The organism is Roseateles sp. AC306 (assembly GCF_979253795.1).
On record NZ_CEEDEB010000001.1, the window covers coordinates 124,441 to 146,109 of the forward strand.

Sequence of the window (21,669 nt, forward strand, 5' to 3'; positions counted from 1 at the left end):
GCAAAGAATGGTCGACAAGCATCTCTCCACCCAATTCGATGCCGAACTCAGCGGCATCTCGACCCGCGTGCTCGAAATGGGCGGCCTTGTGGAAGCCCAGGTGGCCCAGGCCGTGCAGGCGTTGGTCGACTTCAGCGCCGCATCGGCCGATGAAGTGCTGGCCAAGGAAGGCCGCGTCAACACGATGGAAATCGAGATCGACCGCGATCTGTCGACCATCATCGCGCGCCGCCAGCCCACCGCCCGCGATCTGCGCCTGCTGATCGCCATCAGCAAGAGCATTGCCAACCTCGAGCGCGTCGGCGACGAGGCCGCGCGCATTGCCCGCACCGTGCAGCGCCTCGTGGCCAGCGGGGTGTCGAGCCGCATGCGCCTGCCGATGTCTGACTTGAGCTTCGAGGCCGAACTGGCCACCACCCAGCTGCGCAAGTCGCTCGACGCCTTCGCCCGCCTGGACGTGGAGCGCGCGCTGGACGTGCTCAAGCATGACGACGAGATCGACAAGGAGTTCGACGGCCTGCTGCGCAAGCTCATCACCTACATGATGGAAGACCCGCGCACCATCTCCTCGTCCATCGACCTCGTTTTCGTGGCGAAGGCCATCGAGCGCGTGGGCGACCACGCCAAGAACCTGGCCGAAGTCGTCATCTACGTGGTCAAGGGCCAGGACGTGCGTCACAACACGCCCGAGGCCGTCGAAACGATGGTGCGTTGATCATGAGCCGCATCCTTGTCGTCGAAGACGAATCGGCCATCGCCGAACTGATCTCGATCAACCTGCGCCACGCGGGTTTCGAGGTGACGCTGGCCGCCAGCGCGACCTCGGCCCAGTACGAGGTGGACCGTGTGTTGCCCGACCTCGTCGTGCTGGACTGGATGCTGCCCGGCCAGAGCGGCGTCGCACTCGCCCGCCAATGGCGTGGCGCCGCGCGCACGAAGGAGCTGCCCATCATCATGCTGACGGCGCGCGCCGACGAGGGCGACAAGATCGCCGGCCTCGATGCGGGCGCCGACGACTACATCACCAAGCCCTTCTCGACCAACGAGCTGCTCGCCCGCATCCGTGCGGTGCTGCGGCGCAAGGCGCCCGAGGCGCTGGACAGCGCGGTCGAGGTCGGCCCGCTGCTGCTGGACCCGGGCACGCACCGGGTCAGCCGCGAAGGCAACGAGATCAAGCTCGGTCCCACCGAGTTCCGCCTGCTGCACTTCTTGATGACCCACCCCGAGCGCGTGCACAGCCGCTCGCAGTTGCTGGACCGTGTCTGGGGCGACCATGTCTTCATCGAGGAGCGCACCATCGACGTCCACGTCAAGCGCCTGCGCGAGGCGCTGGATCGCGTGCAGTGCGCCCGCATGATCGAGACCGTCCGCGGTGCCGGCTACCGGCTGACCCAGCAGAGCAGCGCGCTCTCGGCATGAGTTTCTTCCGCGCTGCATGAGCTGGTTGCTGCCTCGTTTGCTGATGGCCCTGGTGGCCGCGCTGCTTGGGTTTGTCGTGGGCGTGGTGGCCCGCAAGGTCACGGGCCTCGAAGGACTTGGGCTGGGCGTCGGCGTCGTCAGCGGCGTCGTGCTGATGCTTCTCGTCGATGCGGTGCGCGGCCATCGCCTGCTGAGTTGGCTGCGCGGCAATCAGTTCCAGAACGCGCCCCGTGACACCGGCCTGTGGGGCGAGGTCGGCTACCGCATCGAGCGGGCCGTGCGCGACCGCGACCGCACCGTCGCCAGACGCGAGCTGGAACTGGAGCAGTTCCTGTCGGCCATCGAGGCCTCGCCCAATGGCGTGCTGATGCTGGACCCGCAGGAGCAGATCGTCTGGTGCAACCGCGTCGCGGCCGACCACTTCGCGCTCGACCCGCACCGCGACCTGCGCCAGCGCATCACCAACCTCGTGCGCGCGCCCGCCTTCGTCGCCTATTTGCAAGCCGGCAACTTTGCCGAGCCGCTGGTGCTGGGCAACAGCCGCGGCCCAGGCACGCTGTCCATCGTCGTGCGTGAGTACGGTGAAGGCATGCGCCTCGTGCTGTCGCTGGACATCACCGAGCGCGTGCGCGCCGAAGGCATGCGGCGCGACTTCGTCGCCAACGTCTCGCACGAGATCCGCACGCCGCTGACCGTGTTGTCCGGCTTCATCGAGACCATGCATTCGCTGCCGCTGACGACCGTGGAGCGCGAACGCGTCCTCGTGCTGATGAACCAGCAGACCCAGCGCATGCAGACCCTCGTGGCCGACCTGCTGACGCTGGCCCAGCTGGAAGGCAGCCCGCGTCCGGGGTCGGACCGCTGGGTCAGTCTGGATGGACTGTTGCTGCGCATCGCCGCCGATGCTGAAGTGCTGTCGGCCGGCCGGCACAAGCTCAATCTCAGACCGACCACCGGCTTCGAGCTGGCCGGCATCGAGAGCGAACTGCTCAGCGGCGTGGCCAACCTCGTCACCAACGCCGTGCGCTACACGCCCGATGGCGGCGAGATCGAGGTGACCTGGCGCCTGCTGGATGGCGGCAATGGCGAACTGGCCGTCAACGACACCGGCCTGGGCATTGCGCGCGAGCACATCCCGCGGTTGACCGAGCGCTTCTACCGCGTCGACGGCAGTCGCTCGCGCGAGACCGGCGGCACGGGCCTCGGCCTGTCCATCGTCAAGCACGTCATGCAGCGCCATGGCGGCGAGCTGATGGTGCAGAGCGAGGTCGGCAAGGGCTCGCGCTTCCGTCTGGTCTTTCCGGCGGCACGGGTGCGCCAGGCGACCGACTCGGCGCTGGGCGATGAAGCGGCGTTCAATGCCGCCGCTCTCTCAGATCATTGACGCTTCAACAGGACGAGGCTCGCGCTGCCGCTGCGATCCGTAGGGCGCCTCACCTGCGCGATGACCTGCCAGCCTTTGGGCGTGGGCTGGCCGGCGCCGATGACGGCGTAGCTGCACGATGTGGCGGCCAGCGAACCCCGGCCCTCGACCCGCCAGCCGCCGTGCCATTCCAACGCGGCCAGCGTCGCCAGGCTCTGGCCTGAGGCGGCCAGGCAGGACACCTGCTCGGGCATGCGCGCCTTGAGCCGCCCGACCAGCGGTGCCAGGCTGCGCGCGTAATCCAGCGGCGGCAGCAGCAGGCTGGTGACGAGCAGCCAACCGAGGGCGACGCCGCCGGCCGGCAGTGCCAGGCTCTTCCACAGCGCATGGCGGTGCCGTGCGGTACGCCAGCGCACCAGGGCCAGCCAGGCCGCCGTCGCGGCCAGCGCAAACACCAGGGCCAGCAGGCTGAAGCTCGGCTCGAAGCCCTCGGCCAGGCGCTGGAGGTTGGCCAGCGGCCGCGGCGGCCAGCCGGTCTGCATGGACAGGTAGTAGAGCCAGAAGAACAGTGCGGCCGCGCTGAAGAAGAACACGGAGAACCAATCCACCGCGGCCGAGAAACCGCGACTCAGTGTCGGTAGCGCGAAGGCCGCCAGGATGGCCAGCGAGGGCAGGGCCAGCAGCAGCGCACGCTCCGAGCCGTCCATCGCCACGCAGGCCGCCAGCGGCACCAGCAGCGCGCTGGCCGGCACCGTGATGTGGCGGCGCAGGCCGTGGCGGCGCCAGCGCCACAGCGTCCACAGCGCCAGCGGCCCGGCGGGCCAGCAGAACCAGGCCAGCAGGCTCAGCAGCGAGGCCACGTCCAGGCTCGAACGCGTCCGCCAGGCCCAGCCGTCGAAGATCCAGGCGGCCAGGACCGTCAAGGTCAAGGCACCCAGCAGCCAGACGCGCTGGGCCTTGGCCTCGTCGTAGCTGGAGCGGTGGTTGAGCAGCACCCCCAGCACACCCAGCGCGCAGGCCACCGCCGGTGCATCGCTGGCCGCGAGCACGGGCAGCGCCAGCAGCACCGCCAGGCGCGAAGCCCAGCGGCGGAAAGGCGCGGCGGCAAGGCCGTAAAGATAGACCGACACGGCCAGCAACTGCACCAGCTCGGGCGAGGTCTCATGGCCGAGCTGCAGCAGGCCCAGCGACGCCATCAGCGCCAGCAAGGCGCCGTCGGCCAGTGCGCGGGCGTAGTCCACGGCCTGCGCTTCGCCACCAAAGGCGAAGGCGACCGGCTGGGCGGCCTCGGTACGCGCCAGATGGAAGCAGGCGTACCAGACCGCCACCAGCACGCCCGCCAGCATCAGCGCATAGGGCAGCCGCGCGGCGACGGGTGCGCTCAGGAAGGGCAGGGCCTTGATGGCCAGCGCGCCCAGCCAATAGGGCAGGGGGCCGCCCTCCGCCGGAATACCGGCAATCGCCGGCTGCCACCAGGGCGCCTTCCCCTCGGCGATGCTGGCCATGAAGCCGAACGCCGTCAGGTCGGCATTGCGCCAGGGCGCGCGGCCGAAGATGCCGGGCAGCAGATAGGCCGCGCACAACAGCAGCAGGGTGAGGCGCGGCAGGCGCTCGACGCCGCGCTCGGCGACGATGGCGGGGGTGGGGAGATTCACGCGCGAGAGTTCGATGAAACCGGCCGGCATGATGCCGTCAAACGGCCGTCACGCATGAAAGTGGCCCCAAGAAAAGCAAAAGGGCAGCGAAGCTGCCCTTTGACGTTGGAGCGGCCAAGCCGCCACAAACCAATTTACTTCTTGAGGTGGGCAAACTTGTTGCGGAACTTCTCGACGCGACCGCCGAGGTTGTCGATGCTCTTTTGCGTGCCCGTGTAGAAGGGGTGCGACTCGCTGGTGGTTTCCAGCTTCACCAGCGGCATCTTCTTGCCGTCGATCTCAATGGATTCCTTGGACTGCACGGTGGAGCGCGTCACAAACTGGAAACCATTGGACTGGTCGATGAACGCGACGTCGCGGTAGTTGGGGTGGATGCCGTCTTTCATGGGAACCTCTTGGGTCTGGTCGGGAGCCACGCCGCAAAGCCTAAATGCCTATCAAGGCCGCTGGGCGACGCACTTACCGGGTTGTCTGGGGCGGAAAACCCGCGATTGTAGCGAGCTTCCCTGCGGTTTGGCTAGTTTCGGGCTGAAGTTACCCGCCGCGCCGCATCATGTCGAAGAAGTCCAGGTTGTTCTTCGATGCCTTCATCTTCTCGAGGATGAACTCCATCGCCTCGACCTCGTCCATGTTGTAGAGCAGCTTGCGCAGGATCCAGCTCTTTTGCAGGATCTCGGGCTTGAGCAGCAGCTCTTCACGGCGCGTGCTCGACTTGTTGATCAGGATGGACGGGTAGACGCGCTTCTCGGCCATGCGCCGATCCAGGTGGATTTCGCAGTTGCCGGTACCCTTGAATTCCTCGTAGATCACCTGGTCCATCAGCGAGCCGGTGTCGACCAGCGCGGTGCCGATGATGGTCAGCGAGCCGCCTTCCTCGATGTTGCGCGCGGCGCCGAAGAAGCGCTTGGGGCGCTGCAGCGCGTTCGAGTCCAGGCCGCCGGACATGACCTTGCCCGACGACGGCAGCACGTTGTTGTAGGCGCGGGCCAGGCGGGTGATCGAGTCCAGCAGGATGATCACATCCTTCTTCAGCTCCACCAGGCGCTTGGCGCGCTCGATGACCATCTCGGCCACCTGCACATGACGAGCGGCGGGCTCGTCAAACGTGGAGCTGATGACCTCGCCACGCACGGTGCGGATCATCTCGGTCACTTCTTCCGGGCGCTCGTCGACGAGCAGCACGATGAGGTGGCAGTCCGGCGCGTTGGCGACCAGAGCATGCGCGATGCTCTTCATGATCTCGGTCTTGCCCGTCTTGGGCTGGGCGACGATCAGCGCGCGCTGGCCTTTGCCGATGGGCGCCACCAGATCGATGATGCGGCCGGTGATGTTCTCTTCGCCCTTGTAGGCTTCACGCTCAAGCCTGAACTGCTCCTTGGGGAACAAGGGCGTCAGGTTCTCGAACATGATCTTGTTCTTGCTCTCCTCCGGCGTCTGGTTGTTGACGCGGTCCACCTTGACCAGCGCGAAGTAGCGTTCGCCGTCCTTGGGGACGCGCACTTCGCCTTCCACCAGGTCACCGGTGTGCAGGTTGAAGCGGCGGATCTGGCTCGGGCTCAGGTAGATGTCGTCGGTCGACGCCATGAAGCTGGCCTCGATCGAGCGCAGGAAGCCGAAGCCGTCGGGCAGCACTTCGAGCACGCCATCGCCGAAGACCTGCTCGCCACCCTTGGCGCGCTTCTTCATGATGGCGAACATCAGCTCCTGCTTGCGCAGGCGCGTGACGTTGTCGATCTCCAGCTCCTCGCCCATCTGGATGAGGGCGGAAACGTGGAGCGCTTTGAGTTCGGAAAGATGCATGGGTGAGTACCCGTCAGGGATCGCAGCGCCAGCCCAGGCGCAACGACGATTCCACGGCCGCCCCGGAACAGGACCGAATGTCTATCGCTCAAACGACGAGCGACGCGATTCGACAACTAAACAGTGGAGGGAGGGGGAGCCGAGTCCACGCTGGCTGGATTCCTTGGAACCCGGGGCGTGTTGGCTTTGGCTGCTGCAGTGGCCGCGCGGAGAGCGCCGGCAACACTGCAGCAGTTGGACGCGATTATAGGTTCGCGTCGAGGAAGGCGGTCAACTGGGCCTTGGAGAGGGCGCCGACCTTGGTGGCGGCGAGCTGGCCGTCCTTGAAGAGCATCAGCGTCGGGATGCCGCGGATGCCGAACTTGGCGGGCACCTCGCGGTTCTCGTCGACGTTCATCTTGGCGACCTGCAGCTTGTCACCGTAGCCGGTGGCGACCTCGTCCAGGATGGGCGCGATCATCTTGCAGGGGCCGCACCACTCGGCCCAGTAGTCCACCAGCACCGGCTTGCCGGACTGGATGACGTCGGCGTCGAAGGACGCGTCGGAAACATGCTTGATCAAATCGCTGCTCATGGGAGGGTTCCTTGGCCTCAAAGGGTTGACGGGCGCCGCGTTGCGCCGTCCGAATAGGCAAAAATGATTGTGACATAGCCACTTTTGCCCGGACGGTCACAGGGGTGACCGAAACAGTGGTGCACGTCAGGGCGGGAGGGCTCTTTGCAAGTCACGAATCTGGGCCTGGCGCCTGGGGAAGACATCGACGGTTTCTGGCGCCGCGTGGCGGCCGTCAGCGCCGACTGGCTGGCCGACCAGGCCGCGCCGCTGCGTGACGCCGTGCTGCTGCTGCCGTTCGCCCAGCAACTGGCACCTGCGCGCCGTGCGTTTCTCGCCCGGGGCGGCTGGCTGCCGGTGCTGGCGACGACGCGCAGCCTGGCCTCGGCCCTCGGCCCGACGCCGTTGGCTGCGCCCCAGCAGATCAGCGGTGACGCGCCGGTGGACGCGCTGGCGGCCGACACGCTCCTGGCTCAGCAGACCTGGGCCCAGACGCTCAAGCGCGAGGACCCGCGCGCCTACCGGCTGGCGCTGGCGCGGCTCGTCGAGACGGCGCACGCCTTCGCTCGCGCCGCCGGCCAGCGCGACCCCGTCGACCGGGCTGCCTGGTTCGACGCCGCCCGCCGCCATCTCGGCGAAGACCCCATCGGCGGGACCGAGCGCGCGCTGACCTGGGTGGCGCTGGAGTGGGCAGCCGCCGACGACCGCGCGCCGGCCACGGACGCGCTGTTCCGCCACCGTCCCAGCGCCTGGATTGCGCTTCAGGCCGGCGGCCCCGACCCGCTGGCCCGGGCATTGCTGGCGCGAGGCGACGTGCCGACCCTGCTGCTCAACGCCGACGTCGACCTGGACGCCCTCTCCGAGCCGCCCGCCCGCGTGGAAGAGGCTTTATGCGCCGACTTCGAGACCCTGGCGCAGGCCAGCGCCGTCGCCGTGCTGCAGCACCTGGCCGCTGGCCGCGCGCCGGTCGCGCTGATCGCGCAGGACCGTGTCGTCGTGCGGCGCGTGCGCGCGCTGCTGGGTCGCCAGGGCGTGCCGTTGCACGACGAGACCGGCTGGACGCTGGCGACCACGCCGGCCGCCTCCACGCTGATGGCGCTGCTGCGCGCGGCGCTGGGCGGCGGCGCGGTGGATGACTGGCTGGCTTGGCTCAAGCTCAGCACCGAACCGTCCGCAGCACTGGACGCGCTCGAAGCCTTGTGCCGGCGCCGCCGCATCCGCCGCGCCGAGTCCCTGGATGCGATGGACAAGCTGCCTGCGCAGGCGCTGTGGCGGTCACGCCGCCAAGCGCTCGCACCGCTGACCAGCAGCGGGCGGCGGCCGCTCGTGCAGTGGCTGTTCGAGCTGAAGCGGGCGCTGGGCCCCGAGCCGCTGGCAGGGCTGGAAGGCAGCGAGGGCGTGTTGAACGCGCTGTGGCTGTCGCGCAACCCCTGGCCAGGCAGCGCGCACGAGGCGGTGCTGAGCGACGCGCGGCTGGATGGCGCGGGTTTCCTGGCGTGGGTGGGCGACGTGCTCGAAGCTGGCCAGTTCGCACCGAGCGACCCCGGCCATGCCCCGGTGGTCATCACGCCGCTGGTGCGAGCCATGCTGCGGCCGTTCGGCGCGTTGGTGCTGCCCGGCGCCGATGCCGACACGCTGGGCCGCGGCGGCCAGTCCCTCAGCCTGCTGAGCGATGTGGACGCCGCCGCTTTGGGCCTGCCCACGCAAGCCCAGCAGCGCGAGGCCGAGGCGCAGGCCTTTGCGCAGGCGGTGAGGGCGCCCGTTCTGACGCTGCTGCGCTGCACGCGCGCCGGTGCCGAGCCGCTGCCGCCCAGCCCGCTCATCGAGCGCCTCGCCGCTGCAGCCCGCCGCGCCGGCCGTGAGTCGCCACTGCTGCCGTGGGTGGACGAGCGCCAGCCGCAGGCCATCGTGCCGCAGCCGGTCGTGCGCGCCAGCGTCGCCGCGTCGCTGCTGCCGGCCGCGTTGAGCGCCAGTGCCGTCGAGTCGCTGCGTCGCTGCCCGTACCAGTTCTTCAGCCGCCATCTGCTCGGCCTGAACGAGGCCGACGAACTGGAAGCCGAGGTCGAGAAGCGCGACTACGGCACCTGGCTGCATGCGGTGCTGCACCGCTTCCACACCGAGCGCCAGCCGGGCGACGTGACGACCCAGTTGCGTGCCGCCGCCGAGGCCGAAAGCCTTGGGTTGGACGAGGCCGACTTCCTGCCCTGGCATGCCAGCTTCGAGCGCCTGCTGCCGCGCTACGTGCAGTGGCTGGCCGGTGCCGAACTCAACGGCCTGACCTTTGCCGACGGTGAACTGGAGCGCCAATGCACGCCCTTCAACGGCGCTCTGGCGGAACTGGTGCTGCGTGGCCGCATCGACCGCATCGACACCACGGCCGAGGGTCAGCGCGTGCTGCTGGACTACAAAACCGGCAGCGTCGCCAGCCTGAAGAGCAAGGTGGCCGAGCCCTTCGAGGACACGCAGATGGCCGTGTACGCGCTGCTGATGGACGCGGCGCCCGATCTGGCAGCGGCCTATCTGGCGCTGGACGACCCGGGCGGCGTGGTCACCGTGGATCACCCCGACGTGGCCGCCACGGCGGAGGTGCTGCGCGAGGGCCTGCAATCCGACCTGCTGCTGATGCTGGCGGGCGAGCCGCTGGTGGCGCTCGGCGAGGGCAGCGCCTGCGAGCACTGCGAAGCGCGTGGCCTGTGCCGACGCGATGACTGGAGCGCCGCATGAGCTACGCCTACTACGCGGACGGGGCCCTGATCCCGCGCGAGCGCTTCTATGCCTTTGCCTGCGACCCTGCACGCAGCGCCGTCGTCGAGGCCTGCGCCGGTGCGGGCAAGACCTGGATGCTGGTGTCGCGCATCCTGCGGGCGCTGCTGGCGGGCGCGCAGCCGCAGGAGATCGTCGCCATCACCTTCACGCGCAAGGCGGCTGGCGAGATGCGCGAGCGGCTGCTGGAGTGGCTGGCCGAGTTCGCCGGCGCCAGCGAGCAGCGGCGCGTGGATGAACTCGTCGCCCGCGGCATGAGCGGGGCCGAGGCCTGCGCCGCGGCACCACGCCTGGCTACCTTGCAGGACGAGTTGTTGCGTGGCGGCCGAGCGGTGGAGATCCGCACCTTCCACGGCTGGTTCTCGCAGCTGCTGCGCGCCGCGCCTCTGGCAGTGCTGCAGGCCGAAGGCCTGTCCGCCGAGCTCCAGCTCATCGAGGACGAAGCCGAGCTGATGCCGGCGCTATGGCGGCGCTTCCATGCCCGCGTGCTGGCGGACGCCGGGCTGGTCGCTGCCTTCCAGGCGCTGACCGAAACGCGCGGTCGGCACAACCTGCGCGAGTGGCTGCTCGCCGCGTTCAGCAAGCGTGTCGAGCTGCGCCTGGCCGTGCGCGCTGGCGTCCTGGCGGGCAGCTTGCCCGACGTGGCGGCGCCGCTGGCTGAGCTGGCATCGTGGCGGCCGAGCCTGGCGGCGCTTGCCGTGCAACTGGGCTGCGCCAAGGGCGTCAAGGCCCGCGATGCGGCGACCGGCCTCGAACAGGCGCTGGCGCTGGCCGACGAAGCCGCCTTCCCGGCGCTGTGGTCCGCGCTGTTCACGAAGACCGGCACGGCCAAGAAGGGCCTGGGCGACTCGCCTGCGCAACTGGATGCCTGTGCCGCGTTGGAGGCCATCGCTGCCGCCATCGCCCAGCACGAGGCGTCCATCGAGCACGCCCGCATGGCCCAGCTGTCGGAAGTGCTGGTCGAAGAGTTCGAGTCGCTCAAGCGCGAGCGCGGCCTGGTCGACATGAATGACCTGGAGCGCGGCGCGCTGGCGCTGCTGTCCAAACCCGAACTGGCCGGCTGGGTGCAGCAGAAGCTGGATGCGCGCGTGCGCCACCTGCTCATCGACGAGTTCCAGGACACCAGCCCGCTGCAGTGGCAGGCGCTGCACGGGTGGCTGGGTGCCTATGCCGGCGCGGGCGGCGGGCAGATTTCCGTCTTCATCGTCGGCGACCCCAAGCAGAGCATCTACCGCTTCCGTCGAGCGGAGCCGCGTGTCTTTGCCGCAGCTGGCGAGTTCGTGCGCGACGGCCTGGCCGGCGTGACGCTGGCCTGCGACCATACGCGCCGCAACGCGCCGGAGGTGCTGGCCGCCGTCAACGCCGCCTTCGCGGGGCAGATGCCAGGCTTCAGACCGCACACGACGGAGCAGGGTGCTGACGAGGCGGCGGGCCTGTTCACGCTGGACGGTGCGCTGGCGCCTGACGCTGCGGCAGAGGGCGACCCCGACCGCTGGCGCCCCAGCCTGACCGAGCCGCGCGTCGAGGCTGAAATTGCCCGTCGCGCGCCGGAGTGCGAGCGCGTCGCCCGCGCCATTCGTGCGCTGCTGGACGAAGGCCTGCGGCCGCGCGACCTCTTCGTGCTGGCCCGCAAGCGAGCACCGCTGCGCCAGATGGCCGAGGCGCTGCTCGCCGCCGGCATCCCGCATGTCGCGCCCGAGGACAACCGGCTGGCCGACCTGCCCGACGCACAAGACCTCATCGCGTTGCTGGACGCGCTGGCCTCGCCCGGCCATGCGCTGTCGCTGGCAAGGGCGCTGCGCAGCCCGCTGTTCGGGGTCGACGAGGCGGACCTGCTGCAGCTGGCCGACGCCGCAGGCACGGCTTCGTGGCTGGGCACCGCGCGTCGCGAACGGCGCAATTGGTGGGACGCCTTGGCGGATCTGGCTGACCCCAGCCCAGCACTCGCCCGAGCCCGCAGCCTGTTGCTGGCCTGGCGCACGGCCGCGTCGCGCTGCACGCCGCACGAACTGCTGGACCGCATCGTCAGCGAGGGCGACTTGCTGCCACGCCTGCTCGCTGCCGCGCCGCCGTCCGAGGCGGCAAACAGGCTGCGTACCGTCAACGCGCTGCTGCAGGCCGCGCTGGAGCTGGATGGCGGGCGGTTTGCTGAGCTGTACGGCTTCGTCCGCGCGCTGAAGGCGCGGTCCCCCAAGCTCGCGCCCGCGCCGGCCGACGACGCGGTGCAACTCCTGACCGTGCACGGCGCCAAGGGCCTGGAGGCCGAGGTGGTCATCCTGCTGGACGCCGACGCTGCACCGCCGCGCGCCGAGACGCTGTCGCTGGCCTGCGACTGGCCGGTCGACGCGCCCGCACCGGCACGGCTGGCCTTCCTCGTCTCGGAGCGCCGCCCGCCACCCGCCTTGGCCGAGCTGGTTGCCGACGAAAAGGCGCTGCGCGAGCGCGAGGAGTTGAACGCGCTCTACGTGGCGATGACGCGCGCACGGCGCCGGCTGATCGTCAGCCGCACGCCGCCACGGCGCGGCGCGAGTGAGGCGAGCTGGTGGTCGCGCCTGTCTCCGCTGGGCCGGCCGCTCCAGCTGGGAGAGCGGGGCGAAGAGACGCCGCTGGCGTTGCCGCTGCCGGCGCATCTGCCGCTGCCAGTCTGGACTGCACCGCCTGTGCCGGCCAGGGACGGTGCTGCCGACGACGCCACCCAGGCCAATCTCGGCGAGGCTCTGCACCGCGTGCTGGAGTGGGCCAGCGCCGCCGGGCAGACCCAGCCACTGGCCGTGCTGGTGGCTGCGTCGGGGCAGGCGTTTGCGCTCGATGCGCCCGCTCGCCAGCGCCTGGCCGCCGCGGCGGACGCCATCCTGCAAAGCCCCGACTGCCGGCCGTTCTTCGACCCCGCGCGGCTGCGCTGGGCCGGCAACGAGGTCGCCATCAACGCCGCCGGTGAAGACCGCCGCATCGACCGCCTCGTGCAAATGGACGACGGCTGCTGGTGGGTGCTGGACTACAAGCTCGGCGCCACGCCAGAGCGCGAGCCTGGCTACATCGAGCAGATGCAAAGCTACGTCTCGGCCATCCAGAATCTGCAGCCCGGCGAGCCCGTTCGGGCTGCTTTGATCAGCGGCACCGGCCGCTTCATTCCTGTGGGCTAGAATGATCGGCTTGATCGGGGCGTAGCGCAGCCTGGTAGCGCATCTGCTTTGGGAGCAGAGGGTCGCGAGTTCGAATCCCGCCGCCCCGACCAAACCTTTTTGACAACCCGCCTTGGCTCCGCCTCGGCGGGTTTTCTTTTTTGAGGCCCCGCATCTGGGGCGTCCACCCGAGGGCATCCCCCAAAGTCCGACCGAGCGGTCGGCCGGGACAATCCTCAGCACTTCGATGCAACCCTGGCATGGCCACAAGCCGCGCCCGAGAGACCCATGGCACTCCAACACCTGACCGACGAGCAGATCGCCACCTGGACACGCGCCCAAAAGGACGAATGGTGGTTCAAGAACATCTTCCGCGGCGACATGGCCCAGCTGACGCTGCGCTCCGGCTTCACCGGCTTCCTGCTCGGCGGCATCCTGTCGGCCACGGGCCTGTACATCGGCGCCAAGACGGGCATCGCGATCGGCGTGGGCCTGACCTCGGTGATCCTTGCCTTTGCGCTGTTCCGCGCGCTGCATGCCAGCGGCTTTGCGCAGGACTACACCATCCTCGAAAACAACTGCACGCAGTCCATCGCGACGGCGGCCGGCTACGTCATCACGCCGCTGTTCTCCAGCCTGGCGGCCTACATGCTGGTCACCGGCGTCATCCCGGCCTGGTGGCAGCTGATGATCTGGATCTTCGTCGTCGCGCTGATCGGCGTGCTGCTGGCCTTCCCATTGAAGCGCCGCTTCATCAATGAAGACCAGGCCCCCTTCCCGGAAGGCCGTGCCTGCGGCGTGGTGCTGGACTCGCTCTATCACGGCGCCGGCGACGAGGGTGTCTTCAAGGCCAAGCTGCTCGGCGTCGTGGGTGGCTTCACCGCGCTCTACCAGGCCATCGTCAGCGACGGCTGGATGAAACTGGTGCAGTTCAAGATCCTGATGCTGGACAAGTGGGCCGGCATGAAGGAGCCCTGGTATCTGCATGAACGCCTGGACCAGTACTACTACGCCTGGGCCGGGAAGACGACCGCGTTGATCCCCACGATCATGGGCACCGACATCCGCCAGCTCGGCCTGCGCCTGACGCTGGATGCGGCCATGCTGGGCGTGGGCGGCCTGATGGGCATCGCCGTGGCGACGAGCTGCTTCCTCGGCGCCTTCATCAACTTCGTCGTGCTGGCGCCGCTGATGATTCAGGCTGGCGACATCGCACCGCGCATCGGCGCCAACGGCGTGTTGATTCCGCTGAACCGTGCCGAGATCGTCAACCAATGGTCGCTGTGGTGGGGCGTGACGATGATGGTCGTCGGCGCGTTGGTGGGCCTGCTGGCCAAGCCCGAGATCTTCAAGAGCGCCTTCAAGCGCAAGGCCCCAGCGGCCGCGGGCGAAGGCAACGACCTGCTCAAGGACATCGAGGTGCCGCTGTGGATCAGCTACATCGGTGTGCCGGTGTTCAGCGTGCTGGGCAGCTATGTCACCCACGTCTTCTTCGGCGTGCCGTTCTGGCTGGCACTGGTGTCGCTGCCGCTGATCTTCGTGCTGACCATCATCTGCACCAACTCGATGGCGTTGACCTCTTGGACGCCGACGGGCTCGCTGTCCAAGATCACGCAGTTCACGATGGGTGCCATCGACCGCAGCAACCCCGGTTCCAACCTGCTGCCGGCCGGCATGACGAGCGAGATCGCGTCCAACGCGGCCAACCTGCTCTCCGATATCAAGCCGGGCTACATGCTCGGCGGCAAGCCGCGCCATCAGGCCATCGGCCATGTCATCGGCAACCTGGCCGGTGTGCTGTTCTGCGTGCCGCTGTTCTTCCTGCTCTTCCTGACGCCTGATGCGAACGGCGTGCGCAGCGTCGCCACGCTGGTGTCCGACCAGTTCGCGATGCCGGCGGCCCTGCAGTGGAAGGGCGTGGCTGACATCATCGCCAAGGGTCTGAAGGGCCTGCCGACGTCGGCGCTGATCTCGATGGCCTTTGCCGCCGTTGCGGCCGTCGCGATGGAGATTGCGCGCATCAAGACCAAGGGTCGCTTCCCGATCTCGGCCGTCGCCACCGGCCTCGGCGTCGTGCTGCCACCGGAGTCCGTGCTCGCCATGTTCATCGGCGCGCTCGTCTTTTTCATCATGGCCCGCAAGCACAAGAAGGCCGTCGGCACCAACGGCCACCGCATCTGGGTGGAAGGCATGGAGCCGATCTGCGCCGGCCTCATCTCCGGTGCCGCGCTGATGGGCATCGGCAACGCCATCATCAATGTGCTGATCTAATCCGCACCCGCCGACCGTAGCTCAACCGGATAGAGCACCCGCCTTCTAAGCGGGCGGTTACAGGTTCGATTCCTGTCGGTCGGGCCATCTCCGGCGCACTTCAGCGAGGCGCGCGAGCTGGCGAGATGACTACGGCAGCCGGGCCAGCATCGTGGCTTCGGTGGCCTCGTCCCAGAACAGCGGATAGAGGCTGCGCGCCGAAGCCACCGAGTCGGGGTGGCCGCCCCAGAGCGAGATCTGCTCGCGCACATCGGCGAAGGCGATGCTCATCAGCACGGCCGGCGCATTGACGCGCGGGTTGTGGCGGGCCGCCGTGCAGGGCACCAGGCCCAGACAGCGACGGTAGAAGCCGATGTGCCGCGGGTTGACTTCGATGACGAGGCGATCACAGCCTGCGCGGCGGTGGGCGTGCAGATAGCCCATGTGGAAGATGTGGGCCAGCACGCTCCTGGGGTCGCGGGAATGCTTGTCGGTGGCCAGACCGCCGAATTCGCAGAGCCGGACGCCGGCGGCACGCCACTCGTCCAGCTCGGCGCCGAACAGCAGGTCGGCATGCAGCCCGCCGGCGCCGTCAAAGCGCACGGACAGCGTGCCGACGATGCTGTCGCCCTCGCGTGCCGTGCAGACAACGTCGCCATCCTGGCAGCGGCTGCTGTAGCGCTCACGATTCACGGCCAGGCCGCGGTCGCCGTAGCGGCGCTCGACGAGGTCGAGGGCGTCACCGTCGAGCGCGCCGAAACCGCTGTCCATCGCCAAAGGGGCGGTGGAAAAGTTGTTTCGCACCGGACTGCGGCTTGCTTCAAAAAGGGTAGGGACCATTCACTGCATCCTTGGCGCCCAACGCGCCGAGCGGTCGCAGTCTAGGGACGCAAGAGCCGCGATTCCGGTCATCTCACAGACCGATACACCGCATGGACAAGGTACATGCGATTTCTCACGGGCCAGTCGCCGCGTGCAGCGTGGCGACGAGGCGTTGTCCTACAAAGCGGCCGTTGGCAGGCGCTTAGGCTGACGTTGCCTGCCTTATCCCTCCCTGGGCAGGCGCCCGCCGCCAGCATGCGCGGGCATTGCCCCCGGCCTCCGCGCCGGGGTTCTTTTTGCCTGCTGCTCCCGCCGACATGCAAACCCAGCTCGCCGCGCTCGATTCCGCTTCGCTGCTGCAACTGCGCACCACGCTGCATCGCGTGACGGCGTTGCACTCCCATCAGCCGGGCAGCCAGCACGTCGGCCTGTCGTCCTACAAACTGCGGGCTGCGTGCCCGGCTACATTGCCCCTGGGCTTCGGCCCCCTGCTGTTCCTCCCTGAGCAGGCGTCTACCGTGACAGCGGAAGACGGTTTCAACCCCGGCCCGATGGGCCGGGGTTTCTTTTTTCCGAACGAGGTGGGTTGCGGGCGAGCGCTGCGCTCGGCCGATGACTGACGGCGTGACAGAGCGGCGTCGACCCTGCTAGTCTGCCGGCCGCGCCACCGTGGCGTATCGGGAGCAGGCATGGCGGAGTTGACAGTCAACGGCAAGCAGATGCAGTTCGAGGCGGAGGCCGACACGCCGCTGCTCTGGGTGCTACGGGAGCAGCTCGGACTCACCGGCACCAAATATGGCTGCGGTGTGGCCCAGTGCGGCGCCTGTACCGTCCATATCGACGGCGCACCGGTGCGCAGCTGTGTGATGCCGGCCTCGGCCCTGACGGCCAAGCAGAAGATCACCACCATCGAGGGACTGGCGACCAACGCCTCGCACCCGTTGCAGAAGGCCTGGGACGCGCTTGACGTGCCGCAGTGCGGCTTCTGCCAGAGCGGCATGCTGATGGCTGCCGCCGCGCTGCTGAAGGCCAAGCCCAAGCCGACGGATGCCGACATTGATGCGGCCATGACCAACATCTGCCGCTGCGGCACCTACAACCGCGTGCGTGCCGCCATTCACCTTGCGGCCGGCCAGGTGCAGCGCAAGCAGATTCCGATCGTCATCGAAGGAGGGCAGGCATGAGCGCCGTTCTGAATCGACGCGACTTCCTGAGCACGACGACTGCCACTGCAGGCGGGCTGATGGTGGCCTTCCATGTGCCAGGTCTTGCCCAATCTTCCACATCCGACGGCGCCGCCACGCCCGAGCTGAATGCCTGGGTGCAGATCCTGCCGGACGAGACCACGGTCATCCGCATCGCCCGCTCGGAGATGGGGCAGGGCACGCTGACCGGCCTGGCTCAGCTGGTGGCCGAGGAGCTGGGGTGCGACTGGGCCAAGGTGAAGACCGAGTACCCCACGCCCGGCCAGAACCTCGCGCGCAACCGTGCCTGGGGCAGCATGAGCACGGGCGGCAGCCGCGGTGTGCGCGAGTCGCATGAGTACGTGCGCAAGGGCGGCGCGCTGGCGCGGGCGCTGCTGATCCAGGCGGCGGCCAACCAGTGGAGCGTCTCCGTCGTCGAGTGCACGACCGCGTCTGGCTGGGTGCTGCACGCAGGCAAGAAGCTGAGCTACGGCTCGCTCGCCGCCGAGGCCGCCAAGCTCGCGGCGCCCGCCGACATCCAGCTCAAGCCGGCCAAGGACTGGACGCTGGCCGGCCGGCCGATGAAGCGGTTGGACACCCGACCCAAGCTCGACGGCTCCCTTGTCTACGGCATGGACCTGCAGCTGCCCGGCATGCTGAACGCGGCCATCAAGGACTGCCCGGTCTTTGGCGGCAAGCTCAAGAGCTTTGACGCGAGCGAGATCGAGAAGCGGCAGGGCGTGAAGAAGGTCGTCAAGGTGGGCGACTCGGCCGTGGCCGTGGTGGCCGACACCTGGTGGCGCGCCAAGACCGCGCTGGATGCGCTGCCCATCGTCTGGGACGAGGGCGCCAACGTGACGCAGAACAGCGCCGATACGGCCGCCACGCTGAAAGCCGGGCTGGACGCCGACACCGCCGCCGTGGGCAGCAGCCAGGGCGATGCCAAGGCCGCACTGGCCGCCGCAGCGCGCAAGGTCGAGGCCGTCTACAGCTACCCGCACCAGAACCACGCGACGATGGAGGTGATGAACGCCACTGCAAAGTGGACGCCCGAACGCTGCGAGGTCTGGACGCCGACGCAGAACGGCGAGGCCGCGCTGGCCGCTGCCGCCGAGTCCTCCGGTCTGCCGCCTTCGGCCTGCGAGGTCTACAAGCTGCATCTGGGCGGCGGCTTCGGCCGGCGCGGTGCCGTGCACGACTGGGTGCGTCAGGCCGTGGCCATCGCCAAGGAGCTGCCCGGCACGCCGGTCAAGCTGATCTGGAGCCGCGAGGAAGACATGACGCACGGCCGCTATCACCCGGTCACGCAGTGCAAGCTGACGGCGGGGCTGGATGCGGCGGGCAAGCTGACGGCGTTGCACATGCGCATTTCGGGCCAGAGCATCGTCGCGGGCATCTTTCCGCAGAACATCCGCGACGGGAAGGACCCGGCCGTGTTCCAGGGCCTGAACGCCGGCGGCGCGGAAGGCGCGCTGGGCTATGCCGTGCCCCATCTGCTCATCGACCACGCGATGCGCAATCCGACCGTGCCGCCGGGCTTCTGGCGCGGCGTGAACCTGAACCAGAATGCCGTCTACCTGGAATGCTTCGTCGACGAAGTGGCCCATGCCGCCAAGCGTGACCCGCTGGAGCTGCGTCGCGAACTGCTGGCCGGCTCACCCAAGCATCTGGCCGTGCTGAACGCGGTCGCCGCGAAGGCGGGCTGGGGCAAGCCGCGCGCCAAGGGCAGGGCGCTTGGCCTCGCGCAGATCATGGGATTCGGCAGCTATGTGGCGGCCTGCGCGGAGGTGTCGGTCAACAAGAAGGGCGAGCTCAAGATCCACCGCATCGTCGCCGCCACCGACCCCGGCCACGCCGTCAACCCGCAGCAGATTGCGGCCCAGGTGGAGGGCAGCTTTGTCTACGGCCTGTCGGCGGCGCTGTTCGGCGAGATCACGATCAAGGACGGCCGCGTCGAACAGCAGAATTTCAACACCTACCCGGTGATGAAGATAGAGCACATGCCTGCCGTCGAGACGATCTGCATGCCCTCGGGCGGCTTCTGGGGTGGTGTCGGCGAGCCGACGATTGCCGTCGCGGCGCCGGCCGTGCTGAACGCCATCTTTGCGGCGACGGGCAAGCGCGTGCGCGACCTGCCGCTGAGCAAACACAGTCTGGCCTGATGCGTGCGCTGCTGGCCCTCACCCTGATGGCCAGCGCGCATGCCGGCGACGTCGAACGCGGCCGCGCCCTGTTGGCCGACCGAACGCAGAGCCTGTGCCTGCTCTGCCATTCGCTGACCGCTGCCGGCGATGCCAACCACGGCAATCTCGCGCCGCCGCTGGATGCGGTGGCGGCGCGCCTGGACGCCAAGGGCCTGCGCGACCGCATTGCCGACATGCGCCGCTTCAACCCGGCCACCGTCATGCCGCCTTTCCGTTCCACCGAGGGTCTGCGCGACGTGGCGCCGGCATGGCAAGGCAAGGCCGCGCTGACCGAGGCGCAGCTCGACGACATCGTGGCCTACCTCGGTACGCTCGCGAAATGAAGCGGCGCGAGTTCTTCATCGGCGCGTCTGCGTTGGCGTTGCTTCCTGAGGCGCAGGCAAGTGACGAGGCCATGCGCGCCGCCATCGTCGCCTGGGCCGGCCGCGAGCCGGACGTTGGCGCGCTGAAGATCGAGATCGCCGAGCTGGTGGAGAACGGGAACGCGGTGCCGGTGCGCGTTGCGGCCAGCGAGCCGGTTGCGGGTCTGGCCCTGTTCACGCAGCTCAACCCCGAGCCTGAGGTCGTGCACGTCACCTTTGGTACGGCAATTGCGAGGCCGGGGTTCAGTACCCGCATGCGCCTGGCGCGCAGCCAGCGCATCGTTGCCGTCGCCAAGGCGGCCGACGGGCGCTGCTGGCAGGCAGGCGTGGACCTCATCGTCACGCTGGCCGCCTGCGTGGAGCCCTAGGTATGGCGACCCGAGCCGTCATCACGCTGCCTGCCGCCGTCAAGCCCGGCGAGGCTTTTGAAGTGCGCGTCACCGTCGCTCATGCAATGGAGACCGGCTACCGCAGCAGCGACGAAGGCGCCCGCCTGCCGCGCAACCTCGTGCGCCGCTTCGAGTGCCGGCTGGATGGTGAACTCGTTTTCGTGGCTGACCTGTTTGCGGCCATCTCGGCCAACCCTTATCTCGCCTTCTGGCTGCGCGCAAACAAGTCCGGTGAGTTGAGCTTCAGCTGGCGTGGCGACAACGGTTTCGAGCACCGCGAAACCCGCCCGCTGACCGTCGCATGAGAACCGCCTGGCTGCTGCTCGCCGTCACGCTGTTCGCCCATGCGGACGAGCGCCGCTCCGGCCGCGACACCATGAGCCCGGCCCTGCGCACGCTGCAGGCTGACGATGCCCAGCACCCCGCCCAGCTCGCGCTGGCCTTCGGTCGGGAGCAGTGGGCGGCAGGCGCCAGGTCTTGCGCCAGTTGCCATGGCGAGCCCGAGAAGCTGCGCGGCGCTGCGACCCGCTACCCCGCCTTCGATGCCGGTCTCGTCGATCTGCCCGGCCGCATCCAACGTTGCCGCGTGCGCCACCAGCAACTGCCCGCCTGGGCGCCCGAGGCCGAGCCCTTGCTGGCGCTGTCGGCCCTGGTTGCTCGGCAGTCGCGCGGCCTGCCTTTGCAACCGCCGCACGGCCCCGAGCTCGACAAGGCCGCAACCCAGGGCCAGCGCCTCTACACCACTCGCATCGGCGCGCTCAACCTTTCCTGCGCCCAATGCCACGACGAGCGCGCCGGCCAGCGTCTGGGCGGCAGTCTCATCCCGCAAGGCCATGTCGACGACTACCCCGTCTACCGCCTGGAGTGGCAGTCGCTTGGCAGCCTGCAGCGCCGCCTGCGAGGCTGCCTGAGCGGCGTGCGGGCCAGGGTCTGGGAATGGGACAGCGCCGACTTGCTGGCGCTGGAGGTCCATCTGTCGCGCCGCTCTGCAGGCCTGACGACGCAAGCGCCTGGCGTGCGCCCGTGAAGATGGCGCTGGATGGTGGTTTCAGCGAAACACGAGTCAGGTAGCCCAGCTCAATGCTGCCTGACTTGCCGGGCACCAAACAGCGCCTCGCGCGCCTTGTCGTCCGTCAACGGCCTGCGCGCCGCCGCGAGCACTTCCACGCCGCGCTGAACGGCCGGCCGCTTGGCGATCTCGTCGAACCAGCCCTTGAGGTGCGGGTAGTCGCTCATCTCGACACCCTGGTTCTTCCACGAACGCAGCCAGGGGAAGACGGCGATGTCGGCAATGCTGTACTCCGCACCACCCACGTAGGTTGTGTGCGCCAGCCGCTTGTTGATGACGCCGTAGAGGCGCTTGGCCTCGTTGGTGTAGCGGTCGATGGCATAGGGCAGCTTCTCGGGCGCGTAGATGCGGAAGTGATGCGCCTGGCCGAGCATGGGTCCCACGCCGCCCATCTGGAACATCAGCCACTGCAGCACCTCGTATTTCGCCGCCACGTCGGCGGGCAGCAGCCGGCCGGTCTTGCCGGCGAGATAGAGCAGGATGGCGCCGCTCTCGAACAGCGAGATCGGTTGGCCGCCCGGGCCGTCGGGGTCGGTGATGGCGGGGATCTTGTTGTTGGGGCTGAGGGCGAGGAAGGCCGGCGCGAACTGCTCGCCGGCGCCGATGTCCACGGGATGGACCCGGTACGCAAGGCCGCACTCCTCCAGCATGATGTGCACCTTGTGCCCGTTGGGCGTGGGCCATGAGTAGACTTCAATCATTCGTCGCCTCCAT

At 68.7% G+C, this 21,669-nt stretch carries 19 protein-coding genes and 2 tRNA genes; 15 read left to right on the plus strand and 6 right to left on the minus strand.

Translation table 11 applies throughout. The features are described from left to right. Positions 1 to 7: 7 nt before the first annotated feature. The 3 genes from phoU to phoR are packed head-to-tail and all read left to right on the plus strand — an operon-like array spanning position 8 to position 2,803. Positions 8 to 715, plus strand: coding sequence for a phosphate signaling complex protein PhoU (gene phoU, locus AC0IZJ_RS00520; protein ID WP_471845548.1), 708 nt, complete (start codon positions 8 to 10; stop codon positions 713 to 715). A gap of 2 nt (positions 716 to 717) precedes the next feature. Continuing rightward, positions 718 to 1,419: a phosphate regulon transcriptional regulator PhoB gene (phoB, locus tag AC0IZJ_RS00525; protein WP_471845550.1), complete on the plus strand. Its 702-nt coding sequence runs from the start codon at positions 718 to 720 to the stop codon at positions 1,417 to 1,419. Between the two features lie 16 nt (positions 1,420 to 1,435). Further along, complete coding sequence (phoR, locus tag AC0IZJ_RS00530) at positions 1,436 to 2,803, plus strand: phosphate regulon sensor histidine kinase PhoR (RefSeq protein ID WP_471845552.1); 1,368 nt, start codon at positions 1,436 to 1,438, stop codon at positions 2,801 to 2,803. Here the strand turns inward: phoR and AC0IZJ_RS00535 are convergent. The 4 genes from AC0IZJ_RS00535 to trxA all read right to left on the minus strand — a co-directional run bounded on the left by AC0IZJ_RS00535 (position 2,797) and on the right by trxA (position 6,811). Beyond that, positions 2,797 to 4,437: a hypothetical protein gene (locus AC0IZJ_RS00535; RefSeq protein WP_471845554.1), complete on the minus strand. Its 1,641-nt coding sequence runs from the start codon at positions 4,435 to 4,437 to the stop codon at positions 2,797 to 2,799. The genes phoR and AC0IZJ_RS00535 overlap by 7 nt on opposite strands. A 134-nt stretch (positions 4,438 to 4,571) precedes the next feature. Continuing rightward, positions 4,572 to 4,823 (minus strand): type B 50S ribosomal protein L31, encoded by a 252-nt coding sequence (locus AC0IZJ_RS00540; protein ID WP_457426114.1) that lies wholly within the window; start codon positions 4,821 to 4,823, stop codon positions 4,572 to 4,574. A 148-nt stretch (positions 4,824 to 4,971) separates the two neighbouring features. Continuing rightward, positions 4,972 to 6,237, minus strand: a complete 1,266-nt coding sequence (rho, locus tag AC0IZJ_RS00545) for a transcription termination factor Rho (protein ID WP_471845556.1) — start codon at positions 6,235 to 6,237, stop codon at positions 4,972 to 4,974. Between the two features lie 244 nt (positions 6,238 to 6,481). Further along, a complete protein-coding gene (trxA, locus tag AC0IZJ_RS00550; RefSeq protein WP_394475508.1) occupies positions 6,482 to 6,811 on the minus strand; it encodes a thioredoxin TrxA in 330 nt (109 codons plus the stop codon). 144 nt (positions 6,812 to 6,955) lie between these two features. Here trxA and AC0IZJ_RS00555 point away from each other — a divergent pair, with 144 nt between their 5' ends. The 5 genes from AC0IZJ_RS00555 to AC0IZJ_RS00575 all read left to right on the plus strand — a co-directional run bounded on the left by AC0IZJ_RS00555 (position 6,956) and on the right by AC0IZJ_RS00575 (position 15,033). Next, positions 6,956 to 9,514 carry a PD-(D/E)XK nuclease family protein gene (locus tag AC0IZJ_RS00555; protein WP_471845558.1) on the plus strand — a complete coding sequence of 853 codons (2,559 nt, stop codon included), beginning with the start codon at positions 6,956 to 6,958 and terminating at the stop codon, positions 9,512 to 9,514. Further along, positions 9,511 to 12,696, plus strand: a complete 3,186-nt coding sequence (locus AC0IZJ_RS00560; protein ID WP_471845560.1) for a UvrD-helicase domain-containing protein — start codon at positions 9,511 to 9,513, stop codon at positions 12,694 to 12,696. Before AC0IZJ_RS00555 ends, AC0IZJ_RS00560 begins: the two co-directional genes overlap by 4 nt. Before the next feature lie 15 nt (positions 12,697 to 12,711). After that, positions 12,712 to 12,788, plus strand: a tRNA-Pro gene (locus tag AC0IZJ_RS00565). Between the two features lie 175 nt (positions 12,789 to 12,963). Continuing rightward, the gene (locus AC0IZJ_RS00570; RefSeq protein ID WP_471845562.1) at positions 12,964 to 14,946 is read left to right on the plus strand and encodes an OPT family oligopeptide transporter; all 1,983 of its coding nucleotides are present in this window, start codon (positions 12,964 to 12,966) and stop codon (positions 14,944 to 14,946) included. Positions 14,947 to 14,956: 10 nt separating this feature from the next. Further along, positions 14,957 to 15,033 (plus strand) — tRNA-Arg (locus AC0IZJ_RS00575). Positions 15,034 to 15,075: 42 nt separating this feature from the next. Here AC0IZJ_RS00575 and AC0IZJ_RS00580 read toward each other — a convergent pair. Beyond that, on the minus strand, positions 15,076 to 15,696 hold the full coding sequence (locus tag AC0IZJ_RS00580) for an N-acyl amino acid synthase FeeM domain-containing protein (RefSeq protein WP_471845564.1): 621 nt from the start codon (positions 15,694 to 15,696) through the stop codon (positions 15,076 to 15,078). A gap of 368 nt (positions 15,697 to 16,064) precedes the next feature. Between AC0IZJ_RS00580 and AC0IZJ_RS00585 the strand changes: the two genes are divergently transcribed. The 7 genes from AC0IZJ_RS00585 to soxA all read left to right on the plus strand — a co-directional run bounded on the left by AC0IZJ_RS00585 (position 16,065) and on the right by soxA (position 20,913). Continuing rightward, positions 16,065 to 16,367 carry a hypothetical protein gene (locus tag AC0IZJ_RS00585; protein WP_471845566.1) on the plus strand — a complete coding sequence of 101 codons (303 nt, stop codon included), beginning with the start codon at positions 16,065 to 16,067 and terminating at the stop codon, positions 16,365 to 16,367. A gap of 69 nt (positions 16,368 to 16,436) precedes the next feature. After that, positions 16,437 to 16,931 carry a (2Fe-2S)-binding protein gene (locus tag AC0IZJ_RS00590; protein WP_471845568.1) on the plus strand — a complete coding sequence of 165 codons (495 nt, stop codon included), beginning with the start codon at positions 16,437 to 16,439 and terminating at the stop codon, positions 16,929 to 16,931. After that, positions 16,928 to 19,093, plus strand: coding sequence for a xanthine dehydrogenase family protein molybdopterin-binding subunit (locus tag AC0IZJ_RS00595; RefSeq protein ID WP_471845570.1), 2,166 nt, complete (start codon positions 16,928 to 16,930; stop codon positions 19,091 to 19,093). Before AC0IZJ_RS00590 ends, AC0IZJ_RS00595 begins: the two co-directional genes overlap by 4 nt. After that, on the plus strand, positions 19,093 to 19,458 hold the full coding sequence (soxX, locus tag AC0IZJ_RS00600) for a sulfur oxidation c-type cytochrome SoxX (RefSeq protein WP_471845572.1): 366 nt from the start codon (positions 19,093 to 19,095) through the stop codon (positions 19,456 to 19,458). The genes AC0IZJ_RS00595 and soxX overlap by 1 nt, the downstream gene beginning before the upstream one ends. Beyond that, a complete protein-coding gene (locus tag AC0IZJ_RS00605; RefSeq protein WP_471845574.1) occupies positions 19,455 to 19,865 on the plus strand; it encodes a thiosulfate oxidation carrier protein SoxY in 411 nt (136 codons plus the stop codon). The genes soxX and AC0IZJ_RS00605 overlap by 4 nt, the downstream gene beginning before the upstream one ends. Before the next feature lie 2 nt (positions 19,866 to 19,867). Next, the gene (locus tag AC0IZJ_RS00610; RefSeq protein WP_471845577.1) at positions 19,868 to 20,191 is read left to right on the plus strand and encodes a thiosulfate oxidation carrier complex protein SoxZ; all 324 of its coding nucleotides are present in this window, start codon (positions 19,868 to 19,870) and stop codon (positions 20,189 to 20,191) included. Then, the gene (soxA, locus tag AC0IZJ_RS00615) at positions 20,188 to 20,913 is read left to right on the plus strand and encodes a sulfur oxidation c-type cytochrome SoxA (protein ID WP_471845579.1); all 726 of its coding nucleotides are present in this window, start codon (positions 20,188 to 20,190) and stop codon (positions 20,911 to 20,913) included. The genes AC0IZJ_RS00610 and soxA overlap by 4 nt, the downstream gene beginning before the upstream one ends. 50 nt (positions 20,914 to 20,963) lie before the next feature. Here the strand turns inward: soxA and AC0IZJ_RS00620 are convergent, their stop codons facing one another. Then, the gene (locus AC0IZJ_RS00620; protein ID WP_471845581.1) at positions 20,964 to 21,656 is read right to left on the minus strand and encodes a glutathione S-transferase C-terminal domain-containing protein; all 693 of its coding nucleotides are present in this window, start codon (positions 21,654 to 21,656) and stop codon (positions 20,964 to 20,966) included. Between the last annotated feature and the right edge of the window lie 13 nt (positions 21,657 to 21,669).

Excerpts from the sequence above, each read along its gene's own strand:
- phoR (WP_471845552.1), top strand. The coding sequence starts at position 1,436 with ATGAGCTGGTTGCTGCCTCGTTTGCTGATGGCCCTGGTGGCCGCGCTG.
- phoB (WP_471845550.1), top strand. The coding sequence starts at position 718 with ATGAGCCGCATCCTTGTCGTCGAAGACGAATCGGCCATCGCCGAACTG.
- AC0IZJ_RS00570 (WP_471845562.1), top strand. The coding sequence starts at position 12,964 with ATGGCACTCCAACACCTGACCGACGAGCAGATCGCCACCTGGACACGC.
- trxA (WP_394475508.1), bottom strand. The coding sequence starts at position 6,811 with ATGAGCAGCGATTTGATCAAGCATGTTTCCGACGCGTCCTTCGACGCC.
- phoU (WP_471845548.1), top strand. The coding sequence starts at position 8 with ATGGTCGACAAGCATCTCTCCACCCAATTCGATGCCGAACTCAGCGGC.
- AC0IZJ_RS00540 (WP_457426114.1), bottom strand. The coding sequence starts at position 4,823 with ATGAAAGACGGCATCCACCCCAACTACCGCGACGTCGCGTTCATCGAC.
- AC0IZJ_RS00585 (WP_471845566.1), top strand. The coding sequence starts at position 16,065 with ATGCAAACCCAGCTCGCCGCGCTCGATTCCGCTTCGCTGCTGCAACTG.
- soxX (WP_471845572.1), top strand. The coding sequence starts at position 19,093 with ATGCGTGCGCTGCTGGCCCTCACCCTGATGGCCAGCGCGCATGCCGGC.
- AC0IZJ_RS00620 (WP_471845581.1), bottom strand. The coding sequence starts at position 21,656 with ATGATTGAAGTCTACTCATGGCCCACGCCCAACGGGCACAAGGTGCAC.
- rho (WP_471845556.1), bottom strand. The coding sequence starts at position 6,237 with ATGCATCTTTCCGAACTCAAAGCGCTCCACGTTTCCGCCCTCATCCAG.
- AC0IZJ_RS00605 (WP_471845574.1), top strand. The coding sequence starts at position 19,455 with ATGAAGCGGCGCGAGTTCTTCATCGGCGCGTCTGCGTTGGCGTTGCTT.
- AC0IZJ_RS00560 (WP_471845560.1), top strand. The coding sequence starts at position 9,511 with ATGAGCTACGCCTACTACGCGGACGGGGCCCTGATCCCGCGCGAGCGC.
- AC0IZJ_RS00580 (WP_471845564.1), bottom strand. The coding sequence starts at position 15,696 with ATGGACAGCGGTTTCGGCGCGCTCGACGGTGACGCCCTCGACCTCGTC.
- soxA (WP_471845579.1), top strand. The coding sequence starts at position 20,188 with ATGAGAACCGCCTGGCTGCTGCTCGCCGTCACGCTGTTCGCCCATGCG.
- AC0IZJ_RS00590 (WP_471845568.1), top strand. The coding sequence starts at position 16,437 with ATGGCGGAGTTGACAGTCAACGGCAAGCAGATGCAGTTCGAGGCGGAG.
- AC0IZJ_RS00610 (WP_471845577.1), top strand. The coding sequence starts at position 19,868 with ATGGCGACCCGAGCCGTCATCACGCTGCCTGCCGCCGTCAAGCCCGGC.
- AC0IZJ_RS00595 (WP_471845570.1), top strand. The coding sequence starts at position 16,928 with ATGAGCGCCGTTCTGAATCGACGCGACTTCCTGAGCACGACGACTGCC.